19 protein-coding genes are annotated in these 18,015 nt (G+C 66.4%); 5 read left to right on the forward strand and 14 right to left on the reverse strand.

Going from position 1 to position 18,015, the window contains the following annotated elements; translation table 11 throughout:
* Positions 1 to 6: 6 nt before the first annotated feature.
* The 7 genes from VH499_RS20480 to VH499_RS20510 all read right to left on the reverse strand — a co-directional run bounded on the left by VH499_RS20480 (position 7) and on the right by VH499_RS20510 (position 6,704).
* Positions 7 to 1,407, reverse strand: a complete 1,401-nt coding sequence (locus VH499_RS20480) for an MATE family efflux transporter (RefSeq protein WP_332054605.1) — start codon at positions 1,405 to 1,407, stop codon at positions 7 to 9.
* Positions 1,408 to 1,459: 52 nt separating this feature from the next.
* A complete protein-coding gene (locus tag VH499_RS20485) occupies positions 1,460 to 2,077 on the reverse strand; it encodes a histidine phosphatase family protein (protein WP_332054606.1) in 618 nt (205 codons plus the stop codon).
* A complete protein-coding gene (rsmD, locus tag VH499_RS20490; protein WP_332054607.1) occupies positions 2,074 to 2,643 on the reverse strand; it encodes a 16S rRNA (guanine(966)-N(2))-methyltransferase RsmD in 570 nt (189 codons plus the stop codon). Before rsmD ends, VH499_RS20485 begins: the two co-directional genes overlap by 4 nt.
* Complete coding sequence (locus VH499_RS20495) at positions 2,643 to 3,428, reverse strand: pseudouridine synthase (protein ID WP_332054608.1); 786 nt, start codon at positions 3,426 to 3,428, stop codon at positions 2,643 to 2,645. The genes rsmD and VH499_RS20495 overlap by 1 nt, the downstream gene beginning before the upstream one ends.
* Complete coding sequence (locus VH499_RS20500) at positions 3,425 to 4,141, reverse strand: gamma-glutamyl-gamma-aminobutyrate hydrolase family protein (RefSeq protein WP_332054609.1); 717 nt, start codon at positions 4,139 to 4,141, stop codon at positions 3,425 to 3,427. Before VH499_RS20500 ends, VH499_RS20495 begins: the two co-directional genes overlap by 4 nt.
* Positions 4,142 to 4,300: 159 nt before the next feature.
* A complete protein-coding gene (locus VH499_RS20505) occupies positions 4,301 to 5,563 on the reverse strand; it encodes an acyl-CoA dehydrogenase family protein (RefSeq protein WP_332054610.1) in 1,263 nt (420 codons plus the stop codon).
* 10 nt (positions 5,564 to 5,573) lie between these two features.
* On the reverse strand, positions 5,574 to 6,704 hold the full coding sequence (locus VH499_RS20510) for an acyl-CoA dehydrogenase family protein (RefSeq protein ID WP_332054611.1): 1,131 nt from the start codon (positions 6,702 to 6,704) through the stop codon (positions 5,574 to 5,576).
* 39 nt (positions 6,705 to 6,743) lie between these two features.
* Here VH499_RS20510 and VH499_RS20515 point away from each other — a divergent pair, with 39 nt between their 5' ends.
* Positions 6,744 to 7,202: a nucleoside deaminase gene (locus VH499_RS20515; protein ID WP_332054612.1), complete on the forward strand. Its 459-nt coding sequence runs from the start codon at positions 6,744 to 6,746 to the stop codon at positions 7,200 to 7,202.
* Here VH499_RS20515 and queG read toward each other — a convergent pair.
* Positions 7,186 to 8,367: a tRNA epoxyqueuosine(34) reductase QueG gene (queG, locus tag VH499_RS20520; protein WP_332054613.1), complete on the reverse strand. Its 1,182-nt coding sequence runs from the start codon at positions 8,365 to 8,367 to the stop codon at positions 7,186 to 7,188. The two genes, VH499_RS20515 and queG, sit on opposite strands and share 17 nt — an antisense overlap.
* Before the next feature lie 8 nt (positions 8,368 to 8,375).
* Positions 8,376 to 8,831, reverse strand: a complete 456-nt coding sequence (queF, locus tag VH499_RS20525) for a preQ(1) synthase (RefSeq protein ID WP_332054614.1) — start codon at positions 8,829 to 8,831, stop codon at positions 8,376 to 8,378.
* A gap of 28 nt (positions 8,832 to 8,859) precedes the next feature.
* On the opposite strand from queF, the gene VH499_RS20530 reads away from it, so the two are divergent.
* The 3 genes from VH499_RS20530 to VH499_RS20540 are packed head-to-tail and all read left to right on the forward strand — an operon-like array spanning position 8,860 to position 12,513.
* Positions 8,860 to 10,044, forward strand: a complete 1,185-nt coding sequence (locus VH499_RS20530) for an FAD-dependent oxidoreductase (RefSeq protein ID WP_332054615.1) — start codon at positions 8,860 to 8,862, stop codon at positions 10,042 to 10,044.
* 42 nt (positions 10,045 to 10,086) lie between these two features.
* Entirely contained in the window at positions 10,087 to 11,661 is a 1,575-nt protein-coding gene (locus VH499_RS20535) for an ABC transporter substrate-binding protein (RefSeq protein WP_332054616.1), read from the forward strand.
* 42 nt (positions 11,662 to 11,703) lie between these two features.
* A complete protein-coding gene (locus tag VH499_RS20540; RefSeq protein ID WP_332054617.1) occupies positions 11,704 to 12,513 on the forward strand; it encodes a class I SAM-dependent methyltransferase in 810 nt (269 codons plus the stop codon).
* A 4-nt stretch (positions 12,514 to 12,517) separates the two neighbouring features.
* Here the strand turns inward: VH499_RS20540 and VH499_RS20545 are convergent, their stop codons facing one another.
* Complete coding sequence (locus tag VH499_RS20545) at positions 12,518 to 13,333, reverse strand: N-acyl homoserine lactonase family protein (protein WP_332054618.1); 816 nt, start codon at positions 13,331 to 13,333, stop codon at positions 12,518 to 12,520.
* A 169-nt stretch (positions 13,334 to 13,502) separates the two neighbouring features.
* On the opposite strand from VH499_RS20545, the gene VH499_RS20550 reads away from it, so the two are divergent.
* Entirely contained in the window at positions 13,503 to 13,769 is a 267-nt protein-coding gene (locus VH499_RS20550) for a hypothetical protein (RefSeq protein WP_332054619.1), read from the forward strand.
* Between the two features lie 16 nt (positions 13,770 to 13,785).
* Here the strand turns inward: VH499_RS20550 and VH499_RS20555 are convergent, their stop codons facing one another.
* The 4 genes from VH499_RS20555 to VH499_RS20570 are packed head-to-tail and all read right to left on the reverse strand — an operon-like array spanning position 13,786 to position 17,637.
* Positions 13,786 to 15,465, reverse strand: coding sequence for a glycosyltransferase family 39 protein (locus VH499_RS20555; protein WP_332054620.1), 1,680 nt, complete (start codon positions 15,463 to 15,465; stop codon positions 13,786 to 13,788).
* Positions 15,465 to 16,142 (reverse strand): aspartate/glutamate racemase family protein, encoded by a 678-nt coding sequence (locus VH499_RS20560; RefSeq protein ID WP_332054621.1) that lies wholly within the window; start codon positions 16,140 to 16,142, stop codon positions 15,465 to 15,467. The genes VH499_RS20555 and VH499_RS20560 overlap by 1 nt, the downstream gene beginning before the upstream one ends.
* A complete protein-coding gene (locus VH499_RS20565; RefSeq protein WP_332054622.1) occupies positions 16,139 to 16,771 on the reverse strand; it encodes a glutathione S-transferase in 633 nt (210 codons plus the stop codon). The genes VH499_RS20560 and VH499_RS20565 overlap by 4 nt, the downstream gene beginning before the upstream one ends.
* Positions 16,768 to 17,637: an NAD(P)-dependent oxidoreductase gene (locus tag VH499_RS20570; RefSeq protein WP_332054623.1), complete on the reverse strand. Its 870-nt coding sequence runs from the start codon at positions 17,635 to 17,637 to the stop codon at positions 16,768 to 16,770. The genes VH499_RS20565 and VH499_RS20570 overlap by 4 nt, the downstream gene beginning before the upstream one ends.
* Positions 17,638 to 18,015: the final 378 nt, after the last annotated feature.

Genomic DNA, 18,015 nt, shown 5'->3' on the forward strand with positions numbered 1-18,015 from the left:
GGTCGATCAGCCCGCCGATGCGAGCAGGCCGAGCCGCTCGCGGCGAAGCCATCGGGTCAGCAACAGCACGGCAACGGTCGTCAGGCCCGCCGCCAGCCCGATCCAGATGCCGACGCCATGGAGCTCGGCGCCGAACGCCAGGACGACGCCGACGACCAGGCCGATGCCCCAGTAGCCGAGAGCGGCATAGACCATCGGCATGCGCGTATCGTGCAGGCCGCGCAGCATGCCCGCCGTCACCGCCTGCGCGCCGTCGGCAAGTTGGAAGAGGGCCGCGAGCGCGAGAAAGGACACGGCGAGGTCGACGACAGGCGCATTGGCGGGCACGTCGAGATCCAGGAACGCACTGATCAGGGTACGCGGCAGCCGGATCATGACGAGCGCCGCCATGGCCATGAAAGTGGTCCCCATCGCGAGCGCGGCCCACCCGGCGCGTCGGATACCGTCGACGTCGTGGGCACCATAGGCGCGGCCGACGCGCACCGTCGCCGCCTGGCTGAGGCCCAGCGGCACCATGAAGGAGAGCGACGCGATCTGGAGCGCGATCGAATGGGCGGCGATCGACGCTTCGCCGATCAGGCCCATCAGGAAGGTCGAGGCGTTGAAGACGGCGACCTCGAACACGAGCGTCGCGCCGATCGGCATGCCGAGGCGCCACAGCTCGACGAAGCGTGACCAGTCGGCGCGCCAGAAGCGGCCGAGGAGATGGTAGCGACGGAACCTGCGGTCGGCATGGAGGACGATCACCAGCACCGCGAACATCAGGGTATCCGCCAGCGTCGTGGCGATGCCCGCACCGACCAGGCCGAGGCGCGGCAGGCCGAGATGACCGAAGATCAGGCACCACGCGGCAAAAGCATTGACGGCGACTCCGCCGACGCCGATCGCCAACGCCCATTGCGGCCGCTGCAGCGCGGAGATGAATGACCGCAGTACCAGATAGAAGAAGAACGGCAGGATCGACCACTGCAGGGCGTGCATATAGTGGCCGGCCTGCAGTGCGAGGTCGGGCCGCTGGCCCATCGCCAGCAGGATCGCCTCGGCGTGCCAGAGGACCAGCCAGATCGGCACCACGATCACCACGGCCGCCCACATCCCCTGGCGCACCGTTCGCCTCACGTCGCGAACCGAGTGTCCCTTGCGTCCGAGTTCGCGCGCGATCATGGGCGCTGTTGCCGTGGTCAGGCCAAGGCCAAAGATCATGGTGGCGAAATAGAGGTTCGCGCCAAGCGCGCCGGCGGCCAAAGCCTCCGGGCCGAGCCGGCCCATCAGCAGCACGTCCGTCGTCGTCATCGCCGTCTGCGCAACGTTGGTCAGGATGAGCGGCCAGGCGAGCCCGATCGTGGCCCGCGCCTCCGCGATCCATGCTTGCCGGTTGCCCATCGTGATCGATGCCGCGCCATTCATGGCGGCGCTTTTAGCCGCTATCGGGCGCGAAGCGAAGCAACCCTGCCCAGCATTAGCGGCAGATCTCGCAGTCGATGCGTTCTTCGCGCCCGGCGGTGAGACGGAAGAAGGCGTCCTGCGGTTTTTCGAGGACGAACATTGCTTTCGCGTCGAGGCCAAGGTTGAGGCCGCGCAGCACCGCGCCGCTCACGCCATGGCCAATCACGACAGTCCGCGAGCGCGATGCGACGATGTCGGCGAGCACGGCGGCAGACCGGCGGCGCAACTCGAAATGTGTCTCCCCACCCGGCGGGCAGAAGCCGTGTGGATCGGCGCGCCAGTCGGCCAGCGCATTGGGATGGTCGATCTCGATCTCGCTCCAGGAGAACCCCTCCCAGGCGCCGTAACTGAGCTCGGCGAGCCGTCGATCGTCGCGCCATTCGCCGGGATCGAGGCCGAGCTCGCGACCGATGATCAGTGAGGTCTCACGCGCGCGGCCGAGCGGGCTTCGGAGGAAGACGGTCGGCCCAGGCTCGCGTGCAAGCTCGGCGCCAAGCGTGCGGCCCATCGCCTGCGCTTGGGCTCGGCCGCGCTCGGTAAGCACGGAATTTCGGGTGCCCTGCATGCGCCGCGCGAGATTCCAGGCGGTCTCGCCGTGGCGCAGCATGTAGAGGGCATGCTCGAGCTTCATGATACGCGACGCAAGATCAGGATCTTGGCCGCACCATAGCGCCTCTCGTCGAGTGCCTCGAATCCCGGCGGCGGCGGCAAGTCTTCGGTCGTGGCGAGCTCGACCGTGGCATGGGCGTTCGGTGCCAGCCAACCGGCGGCGACCAACGCGGCAAGCGCCGGACCGGCCAGACCGGAGCGATAGGGCGGATCGAGGAAGGCGAGATCGCAGGCCTCGCGCGAGGGCGGCGGGCGGGTGGCATCGGCCCGCACCACCTTGGCTGCCGCCGTCTCGCCGAGTTTGCGCAGGTTCTCGCCGATCAGCCTGATCGCCGCCCCATCGTTGTCGAGGAAAGTCGCATGTGCTGCGCCACGCGACAGGGCTTCGAGCCCCAGCGCGCCCGAGCCCGCGAAAGCATCGAGCACACGGGTCTCGACCAGCGGCGATCTGCCGTCCTCGCGCCAGTTGGCATGGACCAGGATGTTGAACAGTGCCTCGCGCGCCCGGTTCGAGGTCGGCCGCGTGTTGGGTCCCTCCGGCGTGGCGATGGTGCGGCCGCGATGCCGGCCGCCGACGATCCTGAGCATCAACGCCGCCGGCGATTGTGGGACCGTGCATTCGGCTGTGCTTTCGCCCAGCCCGCCCTGCGCGGCACCTTGAGCCCGAGGAGATTGTCGAGCGCGTGCGGCGGCACTTCGTCGATCGCGCCACGCTCGAGATCGCCGAGATGGAATGGTCCGAAAGCGATGCGAATCAGCCGCACCACCGGCAGATCGAGATGGGCGAGCACGCGGCGCACTTCTCGATTCTTGCCCTCGGCGAGCGCGATATCGAGCCAGGCATTGGTGCGCTGCTGACGGTCGAGTCGTGCCTCGATCGTGCCATAGCGCGCCCCATCGATGGTGATGCCGTGGGCAAGCTCGGCGAGCCGCAGTTCATCGACCGCGCCGTGCACGCGCGCGCGGTAGCGTCGGATCCAGCCGTTGGCCGGCAACTCCAGCCGGCGCGCCAACCCACCATCATTGGTGAGGAGCAGCAGGCCTTCCGACATGAAGTCCAGTCGGCCCACCGTCACGACGCGCGGCATGCCTCTGGGCAGCGACTCGAAGATCGTGCGCCGGCCCTGCGGATCGCGCGCCGTCACGAGCTCGCCGGGTGGCTTGTGGTAACGCCAGAGCCGCAGCCTGTCGGCGTCGGGCAGTGGCTGGCCGTCCACCTCGATGCGGCTCTTGGCCGACACGACGAAAGCCGGCGTTTGCAGCACCTGCCCGTCGACTTTGACCCGCCCGGCCGAGATCCAGCGCTCGGCGTCGCGGCGCGAGCAAAGCCCCGCTCGCGCGAGACGCTTGGCGATGCGTTCGGGTTCGCTCACTTTGGGGTCGCCGCGCCCAGGAAAGCGCGGAAGAGCCTCGCGTCGCCCTCGGAAATCAGGAACTCGGGATGCCATTGCACGCCGATGCAAAAGCGATAGGCCGGCGCCTCGATGCCTTCGATCACGCCGTCCGTCGCCGTCGCGTTGATCACCACGCCGCTGGGCGCGTCGGCGGCTGCCTGATGATGGGCGCTGTTCACGGCGAGTTCGTCGGCGCCGACGATCGTGTGGAGCTGCGTGCCTTTGGCGATCTTCACCGTATGGCCGGCCTCGTTGCGAGGGTTGGGCTGTTCGTGCTCCAGCGCATCCGAAATCGCATCGGGGATGTGCTGGATCAGCTTGCCGCCCAGCACGACGTGCAGAAGCTGCTGACCACCGCAAATGCCCAGCACCGGCTTGTCGCGGTCGAGCGCCCCCTTCGTGACCGCGAACTCGAAGGCGGTGCGGCGATCCTTGGTGATCACCGTGGCGTGGCGACTGCCGCCGCCATAGTAGGAGGGATCGACATCGAAGGCGCCGCCGGTCACGACCAGCGCATCGATACGCTCGAGGTAGTCGGCCACCCGGTCGGGCTCGTGCGGCAGCGCCACCGGCAGGCCGCCCACCGCATCGATGGCATCCAGATAGTTCTGTCGCAGCGCATACCAGGGAAATTTGGAGTAGCCACCGGGCTTTTCCGCATCCAGCGTGACTCCGATCAGCGGGCGAGACATCAGGCGAGGATACGCACAGCAGCAAGGGCGCGCCACTCATTGCCGTTCCCTCTCCAACGTCGTTGGCGAGGTCCCCGCGTCTTCAGGTCACGAGACGGGATCGATAATGCCTCTTCTGGCTTTCGGCGACCTCCCCGCCTTGGCCGGGGAGGAAAAGCCTCATGAGGTGGAGACGATGTTCCGCGGCACGTCCTTGAATGGCTTGTTGGTGTCGACGCTGGGTTCCTTGGGCATCTTGAGGACGCGCTCGGAGATGATGTTGCGCTGGATCTCGTCGGTACCACCGGCGATCGAGGTGGCGGGGACGGAGACCAGGATCTCGGCGATGACACCGTCCATCGGGCTGTCGGCGCCGCTCAGGAGCGCGTCGGCGCCGCTGATATAGGTGTGCACCCGTGCCGCCTGGCGGGCGATGTGGCTGGACACCAGCTTGCCGAGCGAACCCTCCGGTCCCTGCGGCCGGCCCTGCTCCTGCGCGGCACGGGCGCGGCGGGCCGTCCATTCGGCCGACTTCGACATGATCAGGAGCCTGGCGATCTCCTGGCGGATCACCGGGTCGTTGATCTTGCCGGTCGCCTTTGCGCGCTCCATCACGAGGTCGACGCGGCCGGCGCGCTGCGGATACCACTTGTAGGGCTCCATCGTGGTCGCGATCTCGGCGCGCTCCTCGTCGTAGATGCGGCCCTTGCGGTCGGACGCCACGGCCCACGACCGTAAGGCATCGGCGCCGCGCCGCTCATGCATCAATGTCGTCGTCGCGACCGTCCAGCCGTCGCCTACGTCGGATACCAGGAATTCCGGCTCGACGATCGCGTCGGTGAAGAACACCTGGTTGAACGAGGCGTGACCGTTCATCTGCTTCAGGGGATGCACCTGAACGCCGGGCTGCTTCATGTCGAGGACGAAGTAGGCGAGCCCCTTGTGCTTGGGGACGTCCCAGTTGGCGCGTGCCAGCAGCAGGCCCCAGTGCGCCTTGTGCGCCGAGGTCGTCCAGACTTTCTGACCGTTGATCACCCACTTGTTGCCCTGGCGGTCGGCGCGGGTCACGGCACCCGCCATATCCGAACCGCTGCCGGGCTCGCTGAAGAGCTGGCACCAGGTATCCTCGCCCGTGAGAATGCGGCGCAGGAACTTTTCCTTATGCAGGTCTGTGCCGTGCGCGAGGATGGTCGCGGCGGCAAGCGTGCGGATGCCCGCCCGGGCGACTCCTACGGCGCCGATGCGAGCAAACTCCTCGTCGACGACGGCGCCGAACTTCACCGGCAGATCGCGGCCGTACCATTGCCTGGGCCAGTGCGGCGCGCCCCAGCCCGAGTCGACCAGCTTGTTGCGCCATTCGACCAGACCGCAGTCGGGACTCCAGTTGGCCGCCAGCCAGGCGCGGACCTCGGTGCGGACGCTCTCTTCGGTTGGTTCGCTCATGCTTGGCTCCTCAGTGCGTCCAGTGCTGCATCATCGTCTCGCGATGCTCGTTGGCATCGCCGAACAGAACCTCGCTCGACTTGGCACGCTTGAACCAGAGATGCGTGTCGTTGTCCCAGGTGAAGCCGATGCCGCCATGCATTTGCACCGCATGGATCGCCGTCTGCAGACAGGCTTCGGCAGCCGACGCCTTGGCGAGCGAAGCCAGCGCGGGCAGATCGTCGTCGCGTTCGTCGATCGCCGCGGCGGCGAAGTAGGCGGCGGACTTGGCGAGCTCGACATCGACCAGCATGTCGGCCGCCTTGTTCTTGGTGGTCTGGAACGAGGCGATCGAACGGCCGAATTGCATGCGCATCTTCACATAGGCGAGCGCGTCCTCGCGCAGCCGGTCGGCGCCGCCGACCATCTCGTTGGCAAGGCAGATCAGCGCCTGCTGCATTGTCCGGGCGAAGGGAACGGCGGCGGCATCGGCTTCGCCAAGGAGCTTCGCCTCGACCGACCGGAAAGTGAGATGAGCGAGCTTGCGCGTCTCGTCCATGGTCCTGAGCGCCCGGCGTTCGAGGCCCGGCGCATTGCCCGGAACGGTGAAGAAGGAGAGGCCATCCTCGCCCTTGCTGCCCGGCCGGCGTGCCAGCACGACGACCAGATCGGCAGTGTGGCCGTCGAGCACGAAGCTCTTCGTGCCGTCGAGGCGGAAGGCGCTGCCCGACGGCGCTGCGGTCATCGCCACTGCGGACGCTTGGTTGCTGCCGCCTTCTTCGGAGAAGGCCAGGGTGGCCGTCACCTCGCCGGAGGCGATCGACGGCAAAAGCGCCTGCTTCTGCTCCTCCGTGCCGGCGTTGAGGATCGCCGTGGTGGCGAGAACGGCGGTGGAGAAATAGGGGGCGCACAGCAGGCCTCGGCCCATCTCCTCCAGCACGATGCCGAGCTCGGAGAAGCCGAAACCCTGTCCGCCATAGGTCTCCGGAATGTGGAGCGCCGTCAGGCCCAGCTCCTGGTTCAGTTTGTGCCAGCTATCGCGCTCGAAGCCCGCTTCGGTCGCCATCAGCCGCCGGATCTCCTTGGTGGGGGAGCGCGCTTCAAGGGCGCGCCTCAAGGTGGCGCGGAACTCCTCCTGTTCCGGCGTGAAGCTGAAGCGCATGATTACTCCTTCCGACCCGTTTGCGGTATTTTCCCCGATATGGTCGCAACGACAAGACTGTCGCCGATGGAGTGTGCGCTCCGCGAAGCGCGGGCAGCCGCAGAGCGGGGTGAGGTGCCGGTCGGCGCGGTGATCGTCGGAGCGGACGGCGCGGTACTGGCCGCGGCCGGCAACCGCACGGAAGCCGATCGCGACCCGACGGCCCATGCCGAGCTGCAGGCAATCCGCGCGGCGGCGGCCGGGTACGGCGCCCCGCGCCTCGTCGACTGCGACCTCTACGTCACGCTCGAGCCCTGCCCGATGTGCGCCCAGGCGATCTCCTTTGCGCGCCTGCGCCGTCTCTACTACGGCGCCGCCGACCCCAAGGGCGGCGGTGTCGAGCATGGGCCGCGCATTTTCAGTCAGCCGACCTGCCACCACCGACCGGAGATCTATGGCGGCATCGCCGAGCAGGAAGCCGCCGAACTCCTGCAGGCTTTTTTCAAGGCACGCCGATAGCAGCCGTCAGCCACTCGCCACGGACCGAATCATCCGGTTCGTCGATGGCAGGGCGCCGTCGCCGAAAATCGTGTGGGGCAAGCCGCGACAGGGCCCACACCGCCGCTCCCCTGACCAGGGGCGACTCGTCGTCCAGAAGTCGCTCGACGGCCGGCAGAGCCGTCCCGGGCATCTTGCTGTTGCCGAGCGCATAGGCGACGTTGCGCAGAAGGCGATCGCGGCCGATGCGCTTGATCGCGGTCCCGGCAAAACGTCGCCGGAACGTCGCATCGTCGAGGGTCGCGAGCTCGGCGAGCAGAGGGGCGTCGAGATCCGGACGCGCCCGCAACGCTTCTTCGTGTGCCGTTTGCGCGAACTTGTTCCAGGGACAGACGGCAAGGCAATCGTCGCAGCCATAGATGCGGTTGCCGAGGAGCGGCCGAAGATCGGGATCGATCGGCCCCTCGTGTTCGATCGTGAGATAGGAGATGCAGCGCCGCGCTTCGAGCCGGTACGGTGCGGGGAAAGCCCTGGTCGGGCAGACATCGAGACACGCATGGCATTGGCCGCAGTGATCGCTCTCCGGCGCGTCGACGGGAAGCTCGGCCGAGAGCAGCAGCTCGCCGAGAAACAGCCAGGAGCCGAATTGGCGCGACACCAGATTGGTATGCTTGCCCTGCCAGCCGAGGCCGCTTGCCTGGGCAACAGGCTTCTCCATCACGGGCGCAGTGTCGACGAACACCTTGATTTCGTGCCGATAGGTATCCCAGATGAACCGGCCGAGCGCCTTCAGCTTGTTCTTTACTACCTCGTGGTAGTCGCGCCCCTGGGCATAGACCGAGATCGCCGCGTGGTCCAGCAAGGACAATGTCTCTCGCGGATCTCGGGGTGGTGCGTAGTTGAGTGCCAGCGACACGACCGTTCGCGCCTCGGGCCAGAGCGTCACGGGATCGGCGCGCTGCTCGGCACGCGTGGCAAGCCAACCCATATCGCCATGAAGGCCCTGTGCGACGAGGGAGGCGAGATTCGCCAGGCGTTCGCGGCGCACCTCCGGCGCCAGCGAGGCCGGCGCGAAACCCACGGCGTCGAATCCGAGTCGCAGCGCCTCGCCACGGATTACCTCGCGCAACTCGCCCGGGCTCGCCACCTTGGGCGGACGTTTCGGAACGGGCGGTCGGCGGCTCATCGCACGGTCTACCGGCCGCGATAGCCCGTGACGCCCTGATCGGGAAGCCACAATCCCTTGGGCGGTTGGCCGGTCTGCCAGAAGACATCGATCGGCATGCCGCCGCGCGGATACCAGTAGCCGCCGATCCTGAGCCAGCGCGGCCGCAGCGTTTTGACCAACCGTTGACCGATCGCAACTGTGCAGGCCTCGTGAAAGTCGGCTTGGTTGCGGAAGCTGCCGAGGAAAAGCTTCAGCGACTTGCTCTCCACGAGCCTGCTGCGCGGTGCGTAGTCGATCACGAGATGAGCGAAGTCGGGCTGGCCGGTCATGGGACAGAGCGTGGTGAACTCGGGCGCCGTGAAGCGCACGAGATACAACGCCTTCGGATCGGGATTGGGCACGACCTCGAGGACGGCTTTGTCGGGAGATGCAGGGAGCGGCGCCGGTCGGCCAAGCTGGCGCAAGCGGGGGTATCTGGACATGGCGGTATCATATGCTAAGCGGGCCGCCATGACTCATCGGGTCGCCATCGTCGGGGCCGGACCTTCCGGCTTCTATGCGGCGGACGGCCTGTTGCGCGGCCAGCCGGACCTGAAGATCGACTTGATCGACCGATTGCCGACGCCGTTCGGCCTGGCGCGGTCCGGCGTTGCGCCCGACCATCAGGGGACCAAGGCCGTCGTCCGCCAGTTTGAACGTCTGCTCGCCCAGCCGGACGTGCGCTTTGCCGGCAATGTCGAGATCGGCCGCGACCTTTCGTGGGACGAATTGTGCGAGGACTACGATGCCGTGGTCGTCGCGACGGGCATGGTAGTCGACCGCAAGCTTGGCGTGCCGGGCGAGGATCTGCCTCACGTTTGGGGCTCCTGGAAGTTCGTGGCGTGGCTGAACGGGCATCCCGACTTTCGCCATGGCCCCGACTTGAGTGCGGTGCGGCAGGTCGCTGTGATCGGCAACGGCAACGTGGCGCTCGATGTCGCCCGCCTGCTGGCCAAGGGGCCCGACGAGATGGCCAGGAGCGACATCGTGCCCGAAGCTGGAGATGCCATCGCCAAAGCCCCGCTCACCGACATCCATGTGATCGGCCGGCGCGGATCCGAGCACGCCTCTTTCACCAACAACGAACTCGCCGAGATGGGCCGGCTCGGCCGCGCCGTGGCGCTTGCCGATTCCGCGGAGCTCGCAGTCGATGCGTCGGCGACGGGCCCAACGCCGGAGCGGCTGCGCAAGGCGAAGAACCTCGAGATCCTGCGAGGCTTCGCTGCCAACAAGTCCGGCAGCAAGCCGCTGTCGGTTCATTTCCGCTTCAATGCAGCGCCGGTCGCGATCCGGCCCGGCGAGATCGAGCTTGCTTGCGGCAAGCTGGCGGCGGATCTGGTCATCACCTGCATCGGTTACCATGGCGAGGAGTTTCCCAGGAGGGAGGGCGTGTTCGCGGTCGGGTGGGCGCGGCACGGGCCGACCGGCACCATCCCCACCAACCGTGCCGACAGTCATGCCGTGGCGCGAGACGTGCTGGCCTGGCTCGGCAAGCGCGACCCCAAGAGTGGTCCCGATCCGCTGCCGCGGTCGATCGATGCGGCGGGCTGGCATCGGATCGACAAGGCCGAGGTCGCCGCGGGCTCGGCGCACGGCCGCCCGCGTGTCAAGTTCGCCGACTGGAAGGCGCTTTTGGAGATCGCGCGAGGCGATTGACCGGCCTATCCTGCCGTCGCTTCTTGAAGGGGAGAAACGCCGATGTTGGCGATCGCTCGTGTCCTTTGCGCCCTCGCGGCGGCCCTTGTCATGGCGGGCGGCGCCACGGCCAACGCCGAGACGGTGCTGCGAGTGGCGCTGCATTCGGACCTCAAGATCATCGATCCGGTATGGACCACGGCGCTGATCTCCACGCACCACGGCCACATGATCTACGACACGCTGTTCGCCGTCGACGAGAAGCTCGCGGTGAAGCCGCAGATGGTCGACAAGTGGGAGACATCGGCCGACCAGCTCACCTGGACCTTCACCCTGCGCGACGGCCTCGAATGGAGCGACGGCACACCCGTCACCGCCGAGGACTGCGTGGCATCGATCAAGCGCTGGGGCGCCAAGGACGGCATGGGCCAGAAGCTGATGAGCGTGACCGCCGAGCTCGGCGCACTCGACGCGAAGACCATCAGGATGGCGCTGAAGCGTCCCTACGGCCTGGTGCTCGAAACGCTCGGCAAGTCGAGCTCGAACGTGCCCTTCATGATGCCCAAGCGCGTCGCCGAGACCGATCCCAACCAGCAGATCACCGACACCACGGGTTCCGGTCCGTTCATCTACAAGAAGGACGAGTCGCGGCCCGGCGAAAAGACGGTGTACGTGAAAAACCCGCGCTACAAGCCGCGCAACGAGCCGGCCTCCGGCCTTGCCGGCGGCAAGGTGGCGAAGGTCGACCGCGTCGAATGGATTTCCATCCCGGATCCTCAGACGCAGGTCAATGCCCTGCTGAGCGGCGAAATCGATCTGATCGAGATCGTCCCGCCCGATCTGTTGCCGCTGCTGGCCAAGGAGAAGGACATCAGGATCTTCGTGACCAATACGGCGGGCCGGCAGTACGCGATGCGCTTCAATGTGCTGCACAAGCCGTTCGACAACCCGAAGATCCGGCAGGCCGTCCTGTACGCGCTGGACGAGAAGGAGTTCCTCGACGCCAATGTCGGCAATCCGGCCTACTACAAGGTCTGCAAGTCGCTGTTCCCCTGCGGTTCACCTTTGGAATCGACCAAGGGCTGGGAGGACAAGCTCTCGGGCAATACCGCCAAGGCCAGGCAGATCCTGCAGGAGGCGGGCTATGACGGCACGCCGATCGTGCTCCTGCATCAGACCGACCTGCCCAATCACAGCAACCTCGCGACAGTCGCCAAGCCGCAGCTCGAGCGAGCGGGCTTCAAGGTCGATCTCCAGGCGATGGACTGGCAGACCCTGGTAACGCGGCGCGCCAAGAAGGAACCGTTGGATCAGGGCGGCTGGAGCGCCTACTTCACCTCGTGGGGCGCGACCGACGTATTGAATCCGGTGTCGACGGCCTTCCTGAGCGGCGCCTGCGACAAGGCGACGTTCGGCTGGTCCTGTGATCCCGAGCTCGAGAAGCTGCGCGATGCCTATGCCTTCGAAACCGATCCGGCGAAGCAGAAGGCGATCGCCGAGCAGGTCCAGCTCCGCGTGATCGACTACCCGACCCATGTACCGCTGGGCCAGTTCACGACACCGACCGCCATTCGCAGCAACATCGTGGGCCTCCTGCACACACCGGCGCTGGCGCTCTGGAACATCGAGAAGAAGTGAGTCGCACGCCTCCGTAGTCGGATGGCCGGTCCGGGAGGGACCATGGCGAGCACCGATACCGTCTTCACCGGTTCGATTCCGGCGCTCTACGACCGCTATCTGGGCCCGCTCCTGTTCGAGCCCTATGCCGTGGAAGCCGCGGCACGCTTGGCCGACTTGAAAACGGGTGCGCTGCTCGAGACGGCCGCCGGGACCGGTATCGTGACGCAGGTGCTGGCCGAGCGGTTGCCTCCCACGGTCGATATCGTCGCCACCGACCTCAACCAGGCCATGATCGACTTTGCCGGTGCCAAGCCAGGCCTGGCGCGCGCCAAGCTGCGCCAGGCCGATGCGCTTGCCTTGCCCTTCGAGGACGGCAGCTTCGATGCTGTCGTGTGTCAGTTCGGCGCGATGTTCTTCCCCGATCGCGTGCGGGGTTATCGTGAGGCTTACCGCGTGCTGCGGCCGGCTGGCCGGGCAGTGATCGCGATCTGGGACAGCCTCGCGCACAATCCGATGACGCGCTGCGTGGTCGACGCGATGGCCGTTCGCTTTCCGGCCGATCCGCCGCGCTTCCTGGCCCGCACGCCGCACGGGCACTTCGATCAGAAGGTCATTCGCGCGGAGCTTGCCGAGGCCGGGTTCGGCCGCGTGACCGTCGATGTCGTCACGTTGCCCAGCCGAGCCCCGTCGCATCGCGATGCGGCGATCGGCCTTTGCCAGGGGACTCCGATGCGCGGCGAGATCGAGGCTCGCGCGCCGCAGGGTCTCGCGGCTGCAACCGACGCCGCGGCCGAGGCGCTGGCCCATGTGTACGGAGAAGGGCCGATCGAAGCGCCGATGCAGGCGCTCCTGATCGTCGCTCGGAAGTAGCGGGTCAGTCGAGCCGCACGCTCACACCCTCGAGGCCCTTCCCCGAAGCCGGATAGCGCTTGGTCACCTCGGCATCATGGCCGGGAATGATCATCTCGGTGCGGCCCTCGGCGAGCTTCCGAAGCTTGTCGTAGCCTGCCAGCATATCGGCCACCGAAAATACGATCGAGAACAGCTTGTCGTTGTTGACGCCCCAGAAATAGTGCGAAGCATCGGAGGCGAGCACGAGCCAGCCATTGCGCGTATTCACGCGCACTGACTGGATGCCCATCGTGTGGCCACCGATCAGATGAACGGAGAGGCCGGGCTGGATTTCCTCGTCGCCGTCATGGAACACCACGCGCTTGCCGTAGAGTGCGCGCACCATGCCGATGATGTCGTCGCATTCGTAGGCATGGCGGAAGGTGTCCTTGCACATGTGCCGGCCGGTGGCGAACTGCATCTCCTTGTCCTGCAGGTGAAAGCGGGCCTTGGGGAAGCGGTCCCAGTTGCCGATATGATCGTAGTGCAGGTGGGTGACGATCACGTCTTCGATCTCGTTGGCGTCGATGCCGAGCTCCCCCAGCAGGTCGGCCGGATTCTTTTTCACCTCGCGGCCCCGCTTCTTGCCGATTTGCGCGTTGAAGCCCGTATCGACGATGACCGGCTTGGCGCCGATCTCCCGCTTGCCTTCGCGATCGAGGGGAATCACGGCCCAGACGAAATAGTCCATCGGGAAGTCGGCATCATGCGGGTCGGGGCTGATCTGCACTTCCCACGCCTTGCGCGGCAGGTGGGCATACTTGACCGCATGAACCTCGTAGATGGGCATCGAGCGCATATTTGTTTCCTTCCCGTTGTTCGGTCGCCGGAAGGGTAGCGTGCGATGGGCGATTCGCGCTACAGTAGCCGCATGGACCGCATGGACCTCCTCGGTCGGCGAATTAGCACCCCGGTTTGCGCTGCAGACCGGCCTGTCGCTGTTCGCCCGTCTTCCGAGGAGTCGTTCCATGTCCGCCCGATCGTCCGCCGTCCTGGCGCTCAAGCGTAATCCATCGACCGTTCGCTACTGTTTCGACGCCGACGCCGAGCCCGGCGTCTTGCCGCGTGCACTCGAGCTTCTGGCCAAGCGCGGCTTGGTGCCGGCGCGCGTCTTCGCCCAGGCCGATGCCGACCTGCTCTCGGTCGAGATCGAAGTCGAAGGGCTCGCCGGCGACACGGCCGAACATGTCGGTCGCTGCCTGGGCGAGATCGTGGGCGTCCGACAGACCTTCTGACTCCCGCGCACCGCGTCTACTCGGACCGGACAATCTCGCGATAGCCTTCGATGCCGTCGATGGTCGGACCGCCGAGCGGCGTGGCGCGATAGCGGTCGAGCAGCGCCCGCAGGGCAGGGCCGCGATTGCGCGCATTGAGGGAGGTCATCCAATCCGCCAGTTGGTCGGCCGACTTCGCCCAGACTGGCCCGGCAATCACGCGGTAACCCTTGTCGAAGGCACAGTCGAGTTCGGCCTCGATGGCGGCGACATATTCCCGGTTCGTCCATGACGGATGATGAACCAGCGGGCCGAACAGGCTGATCCACTTGAACTTGGGCGCTGGCCGGGGCGCCGGTCCAAGATCGCAGACGCCCTCCCAGCGGTGCGCCCAGGCCACGTATTGCCATGTGACCATGGTCTCCCAGCCCGAATAGACATAAACGGTACGGGCAGGATCAGACAGGCGTTCGAGCCCGCGCAGCGCCGCCTCTATTTTCCCGTCGCGGCCGCGTTCGGCGCTGAAAGCGGCGACATTGTACGCGAGCAGCGCAAGCGCCATGCCCGTGCCGATCAGGATGACTACGTGCCGTGAAGCGGTCAGCTTCGCGGCCTCTGCCAGAAGCAGCGCTGCAGCGATCGTGACCCAGGGCATGACATTGATCTGCATCTGCGGATCGGTCGGTTGGGAATAGCCGTTCATCACTTCACCGGCTGCCAGCGTGCCGAGAAACAGGACCGCGACCGTACGCATGGTCCCGTCATCGCGCCTCTTCCAGAGCAGGAGCAGCATCGAAAGCAGCAACATGAACTCGATGCCGAAGGCGATTGCCCATTCGGCTCCTTCGGCGCGGAAGAGATGCGCGGCGGGCAGATTGCGGCCGCCGAGCAGATATTCTCCCATACCCGCGATCACGAGGCCGAGCTTGTCGATCGAGAAGCCGCCCCAACCGCTACCCACCGCCTTGCCGGTCCACAGCAGGTCCGGCAGCCCGACCGCGCCGTTGTGACCTTCCCATCGATTGGCCGCCAGAAGGGCGACCGCCACCATGACGGCGAGAAAAAGGGCGACCAGCGCGGTGCGGCGCCGAGGCGTGCCCTTCGAGAGTACAAGGGCCAGCAGAAGCGGCGGCAGGAGCGGAAACATCAGCCGCCATTCCATTAGCCAGCCCACGGTGAAGACGACGGCGACGGCTGCAACCTGTCGTGGCGTCGGTGCGGCAAACCAAATCGATGCCATCGCCATAGCCGCCAATATCACCATGTAACTCGGGACGATGTCCTCGTTCGACACGGCAAGTGACAGGAAGCCGGCGCTGCCGAGATGAACGAGCGCGGCAAGTGTGGCTACCGCCTGTCGATTGGTGAGCCGGCGCACCAACCCATAGACAATCGCGACCGAGAGCGCACCGAAGGCGACGTTGATCACCGCAAGCTGCTGCCAGATCCTGCCTCCGTGGACGTCGAGAAGATCGAGCAGACGGCACAACGCCGCCATCAAGGGATAGTAGAGATAGTTCGAGGGATCGAGTGCAGCGGTTGCGAAATCCGCTTTCCAGTCTCCCACATTGACGCTCTTCCACAGGCCGTTGGTCGTGCTGAGATGAACATTGTCGAGCCACGCCATCAGGCCGAGCAGCAGAACGAAAGCGATCGAGCCGACTGTGACCGCCTCGGCCCACGACGACGGCTGCGCGTCGTGATCACGCGGGCTCATCACGGACCCGTCAGCCGGTCGACGATCGCCTCGATATGCAGGCGCGCCAGGTCTATGGCAGGGAAACCGGCCGTCGCCTCGTCGAACATCAGCGCGAGGTCGGTGCCCGCGAGCAGAATCCCCTCGACGCCGTCGCGGCGCTGCAGATCGGCGGCGATGCGGCGCAGGCCGGCGGCATCGCGGGGATCCGCTTTCTGCGTGTCGAGGATGCGCTGATAGACCGCCCCGATGAAGTCCATCTCGTCCGGCCGGGGCTGCACGATCTCGGCGCTCGAGAGTTGGCCCCACAGGCTGCCTTGCATGGTGAATATGGTGCCGAACAGCGCCACCCGCGTGATCCGGCGCGCGCGCATCTCGGCCTCGATCGGTTCGACAATATTGATGATCGGCAGGCGCGCGCGCCGCTTCAACTGGCTGATGCAGATGTGCGGTGTCACGGCGGGAAGCGCGGCCGCGTCGGCGCCGGCCCGGCCGAGCCTGTCGATGAATGTCGCCAGATAGTCGGCCAGCGCGTCGAGCTTGCCGGCGCGGACCAGATCCTGGCCATGGTCGACATCGGCATGGACGAACGCAAGGTCGGGTACCAGCCCGCGGGCTTTGCAGGCTGCCGTGATCTTTTCGTAGTAGTGAACCGTGGCGCCTACCCCGAGGCCGCCGACGATGCCGACGCAGGTCATGCCGGCCAGTTGCGCGCCCAGACGGGACGGAGTTCGGCCACCTGGTCGGCGTGACGGGCAATCGCAAACAGCTTCGGCGTCTCGATCTCGAACCAGCCGCGCTTGGGCCGCCAGCGGGTCATAACGTCGATATAGATGTCGAGCGCGGAGAAACGCTCACCGAGGAAGAACGGAGTAGCCGCTTCGCTGTTGACCTGCCGCCACAGCCTTTGCGCATAGGCGTCGGTGGCGGCGCGGAAGGGATCGCGGGCGGCGTTCACGGAAACGAAGCGCGCCGGATCGTCGGCATAGGTGAAGGTCGGATAAATGTTGGCGACGAGAAAGATCAGCCAGCGCAGGAACCGCGCCCGCTCGGGCGCGCCGGGCCTTGGCACCAGGGAGTCGCGGCCCGTGATATCGGCAAGCAACAACGTGATGGCGGCGCTCTCGCTCATCACACCGCCGTCCGGCAGCACGAGGGTCGGCACCTGCGCCAGCGGATTGACTTTTTCCAGCTTCGCCCGGGCATCCGGCGCCTTGAAGAGATCGCCGACCGCCTCGAAGGCGAAGGGCAGCCCATACCAGACGAGCTGCGCCTCGACGATCGCCGAGCCCCAGCCGGGCCGGCCATAGAGCCGATAGTCGCTCATGGTTTCTGCAATGGCTGGATCAGGCTCGACGTGTCCCAGCGCCCACCGCCACGCTCCTGCACACGCGCGTAGAACTGATCGACGAGGGCGACCAGCGGCATGGCCGCCTTGGCGCGCTTGCCTTCGGCGAGGCAGATGCCGAGATCCTTGCGCATCCAGTCGACCGCGAAGCCGTAATCGAACTTGCCGGCGATCATGTTCTGCCAGCGGTTCTCCATTTGCCAGCTTTGTGCCGCTCCTTTGGAGATCGCGCTCATCACCTTGTCCATGTCGAGGCCGGAGCGTTGCCCGAGGTTCAGCGCCTCGGCCAGCCCCTGGACAATGCCTGCGATGCACATCTGGTTCATCATCTTGGTGATCTGGCCCGACCCCGGCGGGCCGATCAGGGTCACCGCCCTGGCGTAGCAATCGGCCACCGGCTTGGCCTTGTCGAAGGGCGCCTGGCCGCCACCGCACATCACCGTGAGCTGGCCGTTCTCGGCACCGGCCTGGCCGCCCGAAACCGGGGCATCGATGAAGTCGATCCCAAGCTTCTTGCCGGCGGCATGCAGCTCGCGCGCGATGTCGGCCGAGGCGGTGGTGTTGTCGAAGAAGATCGAGCCACGAGACATGCCGGCGAACGCGCCGTTCTCACCCAGCACGACCGAGCGCAGGTCGTCGTCGTTGCCCACGCAGCAGAACACGATCTCGCGGCTGGCCGCCGCCTCCTTGGGCGTGCGGGCAGTCGTGCCCTTGTGCTTCCGGGTCCAGGCTTCGGCCTTGGCGAAGGTGCGGTTGTAGACCACCACCTCGTGTCCCTTCGCCGCGAGATGGCCCGCCATCGGAAAGCCCATCACGCCGAGACCCAGAAACGCCACCTTGGCCATCGCTTGCTCCCAATGCTGTCGTGCGTTACGCGCGATCATAGAACCAATTCGGGGCGATGCCAGAGCCGCCTCGCTCGACGCTCGATGCGACGAGAAGCAATGCGATTGCGGCGAATCCCACCAGACGCGTGACGCGATGTACTCAGCGCCCTTGCGAAGCGTGCGCAGTCGAACGGCTCGTCACGGCGCAAGTGCGGCGCCGACGCTCTCGACTTCGCCAGCAGGAGAAGCGCTTCCAAATGAGGTCGTCGCAGTTCTGCGCAAACGGCACGGCGAGGCCGGCGGCTTCGGCGGATATGGATCGGCACCTGCGGGATCGGCGAACGCGGACCGGGCTCGTTGGACGTAAGACCTCCGAGGGTCGCGCCTGCTGCCGTG

The organism is Reyranella sp., from assembly GCF_036558665.1.
Classification (GTDB): Bacteria; Pseudomonadota; Alphaproteobacteria; order Reyranellales; family Reyranellaceae; genus Reyranella.

What these genes read in the sequence shown, in the direction of transcription:
- VH499_RS20480 (WP_332054605.1), bottom strand. Translation starts at nt 1,407, where the DNA reads ATGAATGGCGCGGCATCGATCACGATGGGCAACCGGCAAGCATGGATC.
- VH499_RS20485 (WP_332054606.1), bottom strand. Translation starts at nt 2,077, where the DNA reads ATGAAGCTCGAGCATGCCCTCTACATGCTGCGCCACGGCGAGACCGCC.
- rsmD (WP_332054607.1), bottom strand. Translation starts at nt 2,643, where the DNA reads ATGCTCAGGATCGTCGGCGGCCGGCATCGCGGCCGCACCATCGCCACG.
- VH499_RS20500 (WP_332054609.1), bottom strand. Translation starts at nt 4,141, where the DNA reads ATGTCTCGCCCGCTGATCGGAGTCACGCTGGATGCGGAAAAGCCCGGT.
- VH499_RS20505 (WP_332054610.1), bottom strand. Translation starts at nt 5,563, where the DNA reads ATGAGCGAACCAACCGAAGAGAGCGTCCGCACCGAGGTCCGCGCCTGG.
- VH499_RS20510 (WP_332054611.1), bottom strand. Translation starts at nt 6,704, where the DNA reads ATGCGCTTCAGCTTCACGCCGGAACAGGAGGAGTTCCGCGCCACCTTG.
- VH499_RS20515 (WP_332054612.1), top strand. Translation starts at nt 6,744, where the DNA reads ATGGTCGCAACGACAAGACTGTCGCCGATGGAGTGTGCGCTCCGCGAA.
- queG (WP_332054613.1), bottom strand. Translation starts at nt 8,367, where the DNA reads ATGAGCCGCCGACCGCCCGTTCCGAAACGTCCGCCCAAGGTGGCGAGC.
- queF (WP_332054614.1), bottom strand. Translation starts at nt 8,831, where the DNA reads ATGTCCAGATACCCCCGCTTGCGCCAGCTTGGCCGACCGGCGCCGCTC.
- VH499_RS20530 (WP_332054615.1), top strand. Translation starts at nt 8,860, where the DNA reads ATGACTCATCGGGTCGCCATCGTCGGGGCCGGACCTTCCGGCTTCTAT.
- VH499_RS20535 (WP_332054616.1), top strand. Translation starts at nt 10,087, where the DNA reads ATGTTGGCGATCGCTCGTGTCCTTTGCGCCCTCGCGGCGGCCCTTGTC.
- VH499_RS20540 (WP_332054617.1), top strand. Translation starts at nt 11,704, where the DNA reads ATGGCGAGCACCGATACCGTCTTCACCGGTTCGATTCCGGCGCTCTAC.
- VH499_RS20545 (WP_332054618.1), bottom strand. Translation starts at nt 13,333, where the DNA reads ATGCGCTCGATGCCCATCTACGAGGTTCATGCGGTCAAGTATGCCCAC.
- VH499_RS20550 (WP_332054619.1), top strand. Translation starts at nt 13,503, where the DNA reads ATGTCCGCCCGATCGTCCGCCGTCCTGGCGCTCAAGCGTAATCCATCG.
- VH499_RS20555 (WP_332054620.1), bottom strand. Translation starts at nt 15,465, where the DNA reads ATGAGCCCGCGTGATCACGACGCGCAGCCGTCGTCGTGGGCCGAGGCG.
- VH499_RS20560 (WP_332054621.1), bottom strand. Translation starts at nt 16,142, where the DNA reads ATGACCTGCGTCGGCATCGTCGGCGGCCTCGGGGTAGGCGCCACGGTT.
- VH499_RS20565 (WP_332054622.1), bottom strand. Translation starts at nt 16,771, where the DNA reads ATGAGCGACTATCGGCTCTATGGCCGGCCCGGCTGGGGCTCGGCGATC.
- VH499_RS20570 (WP_332054623.1), bottom strand. Translation starts at nt 17,637, where the DNA reads ATGGCCAAGGTGGCGTTTCTGGGTCTCGGCGTGATGGGCTTTCCGATG.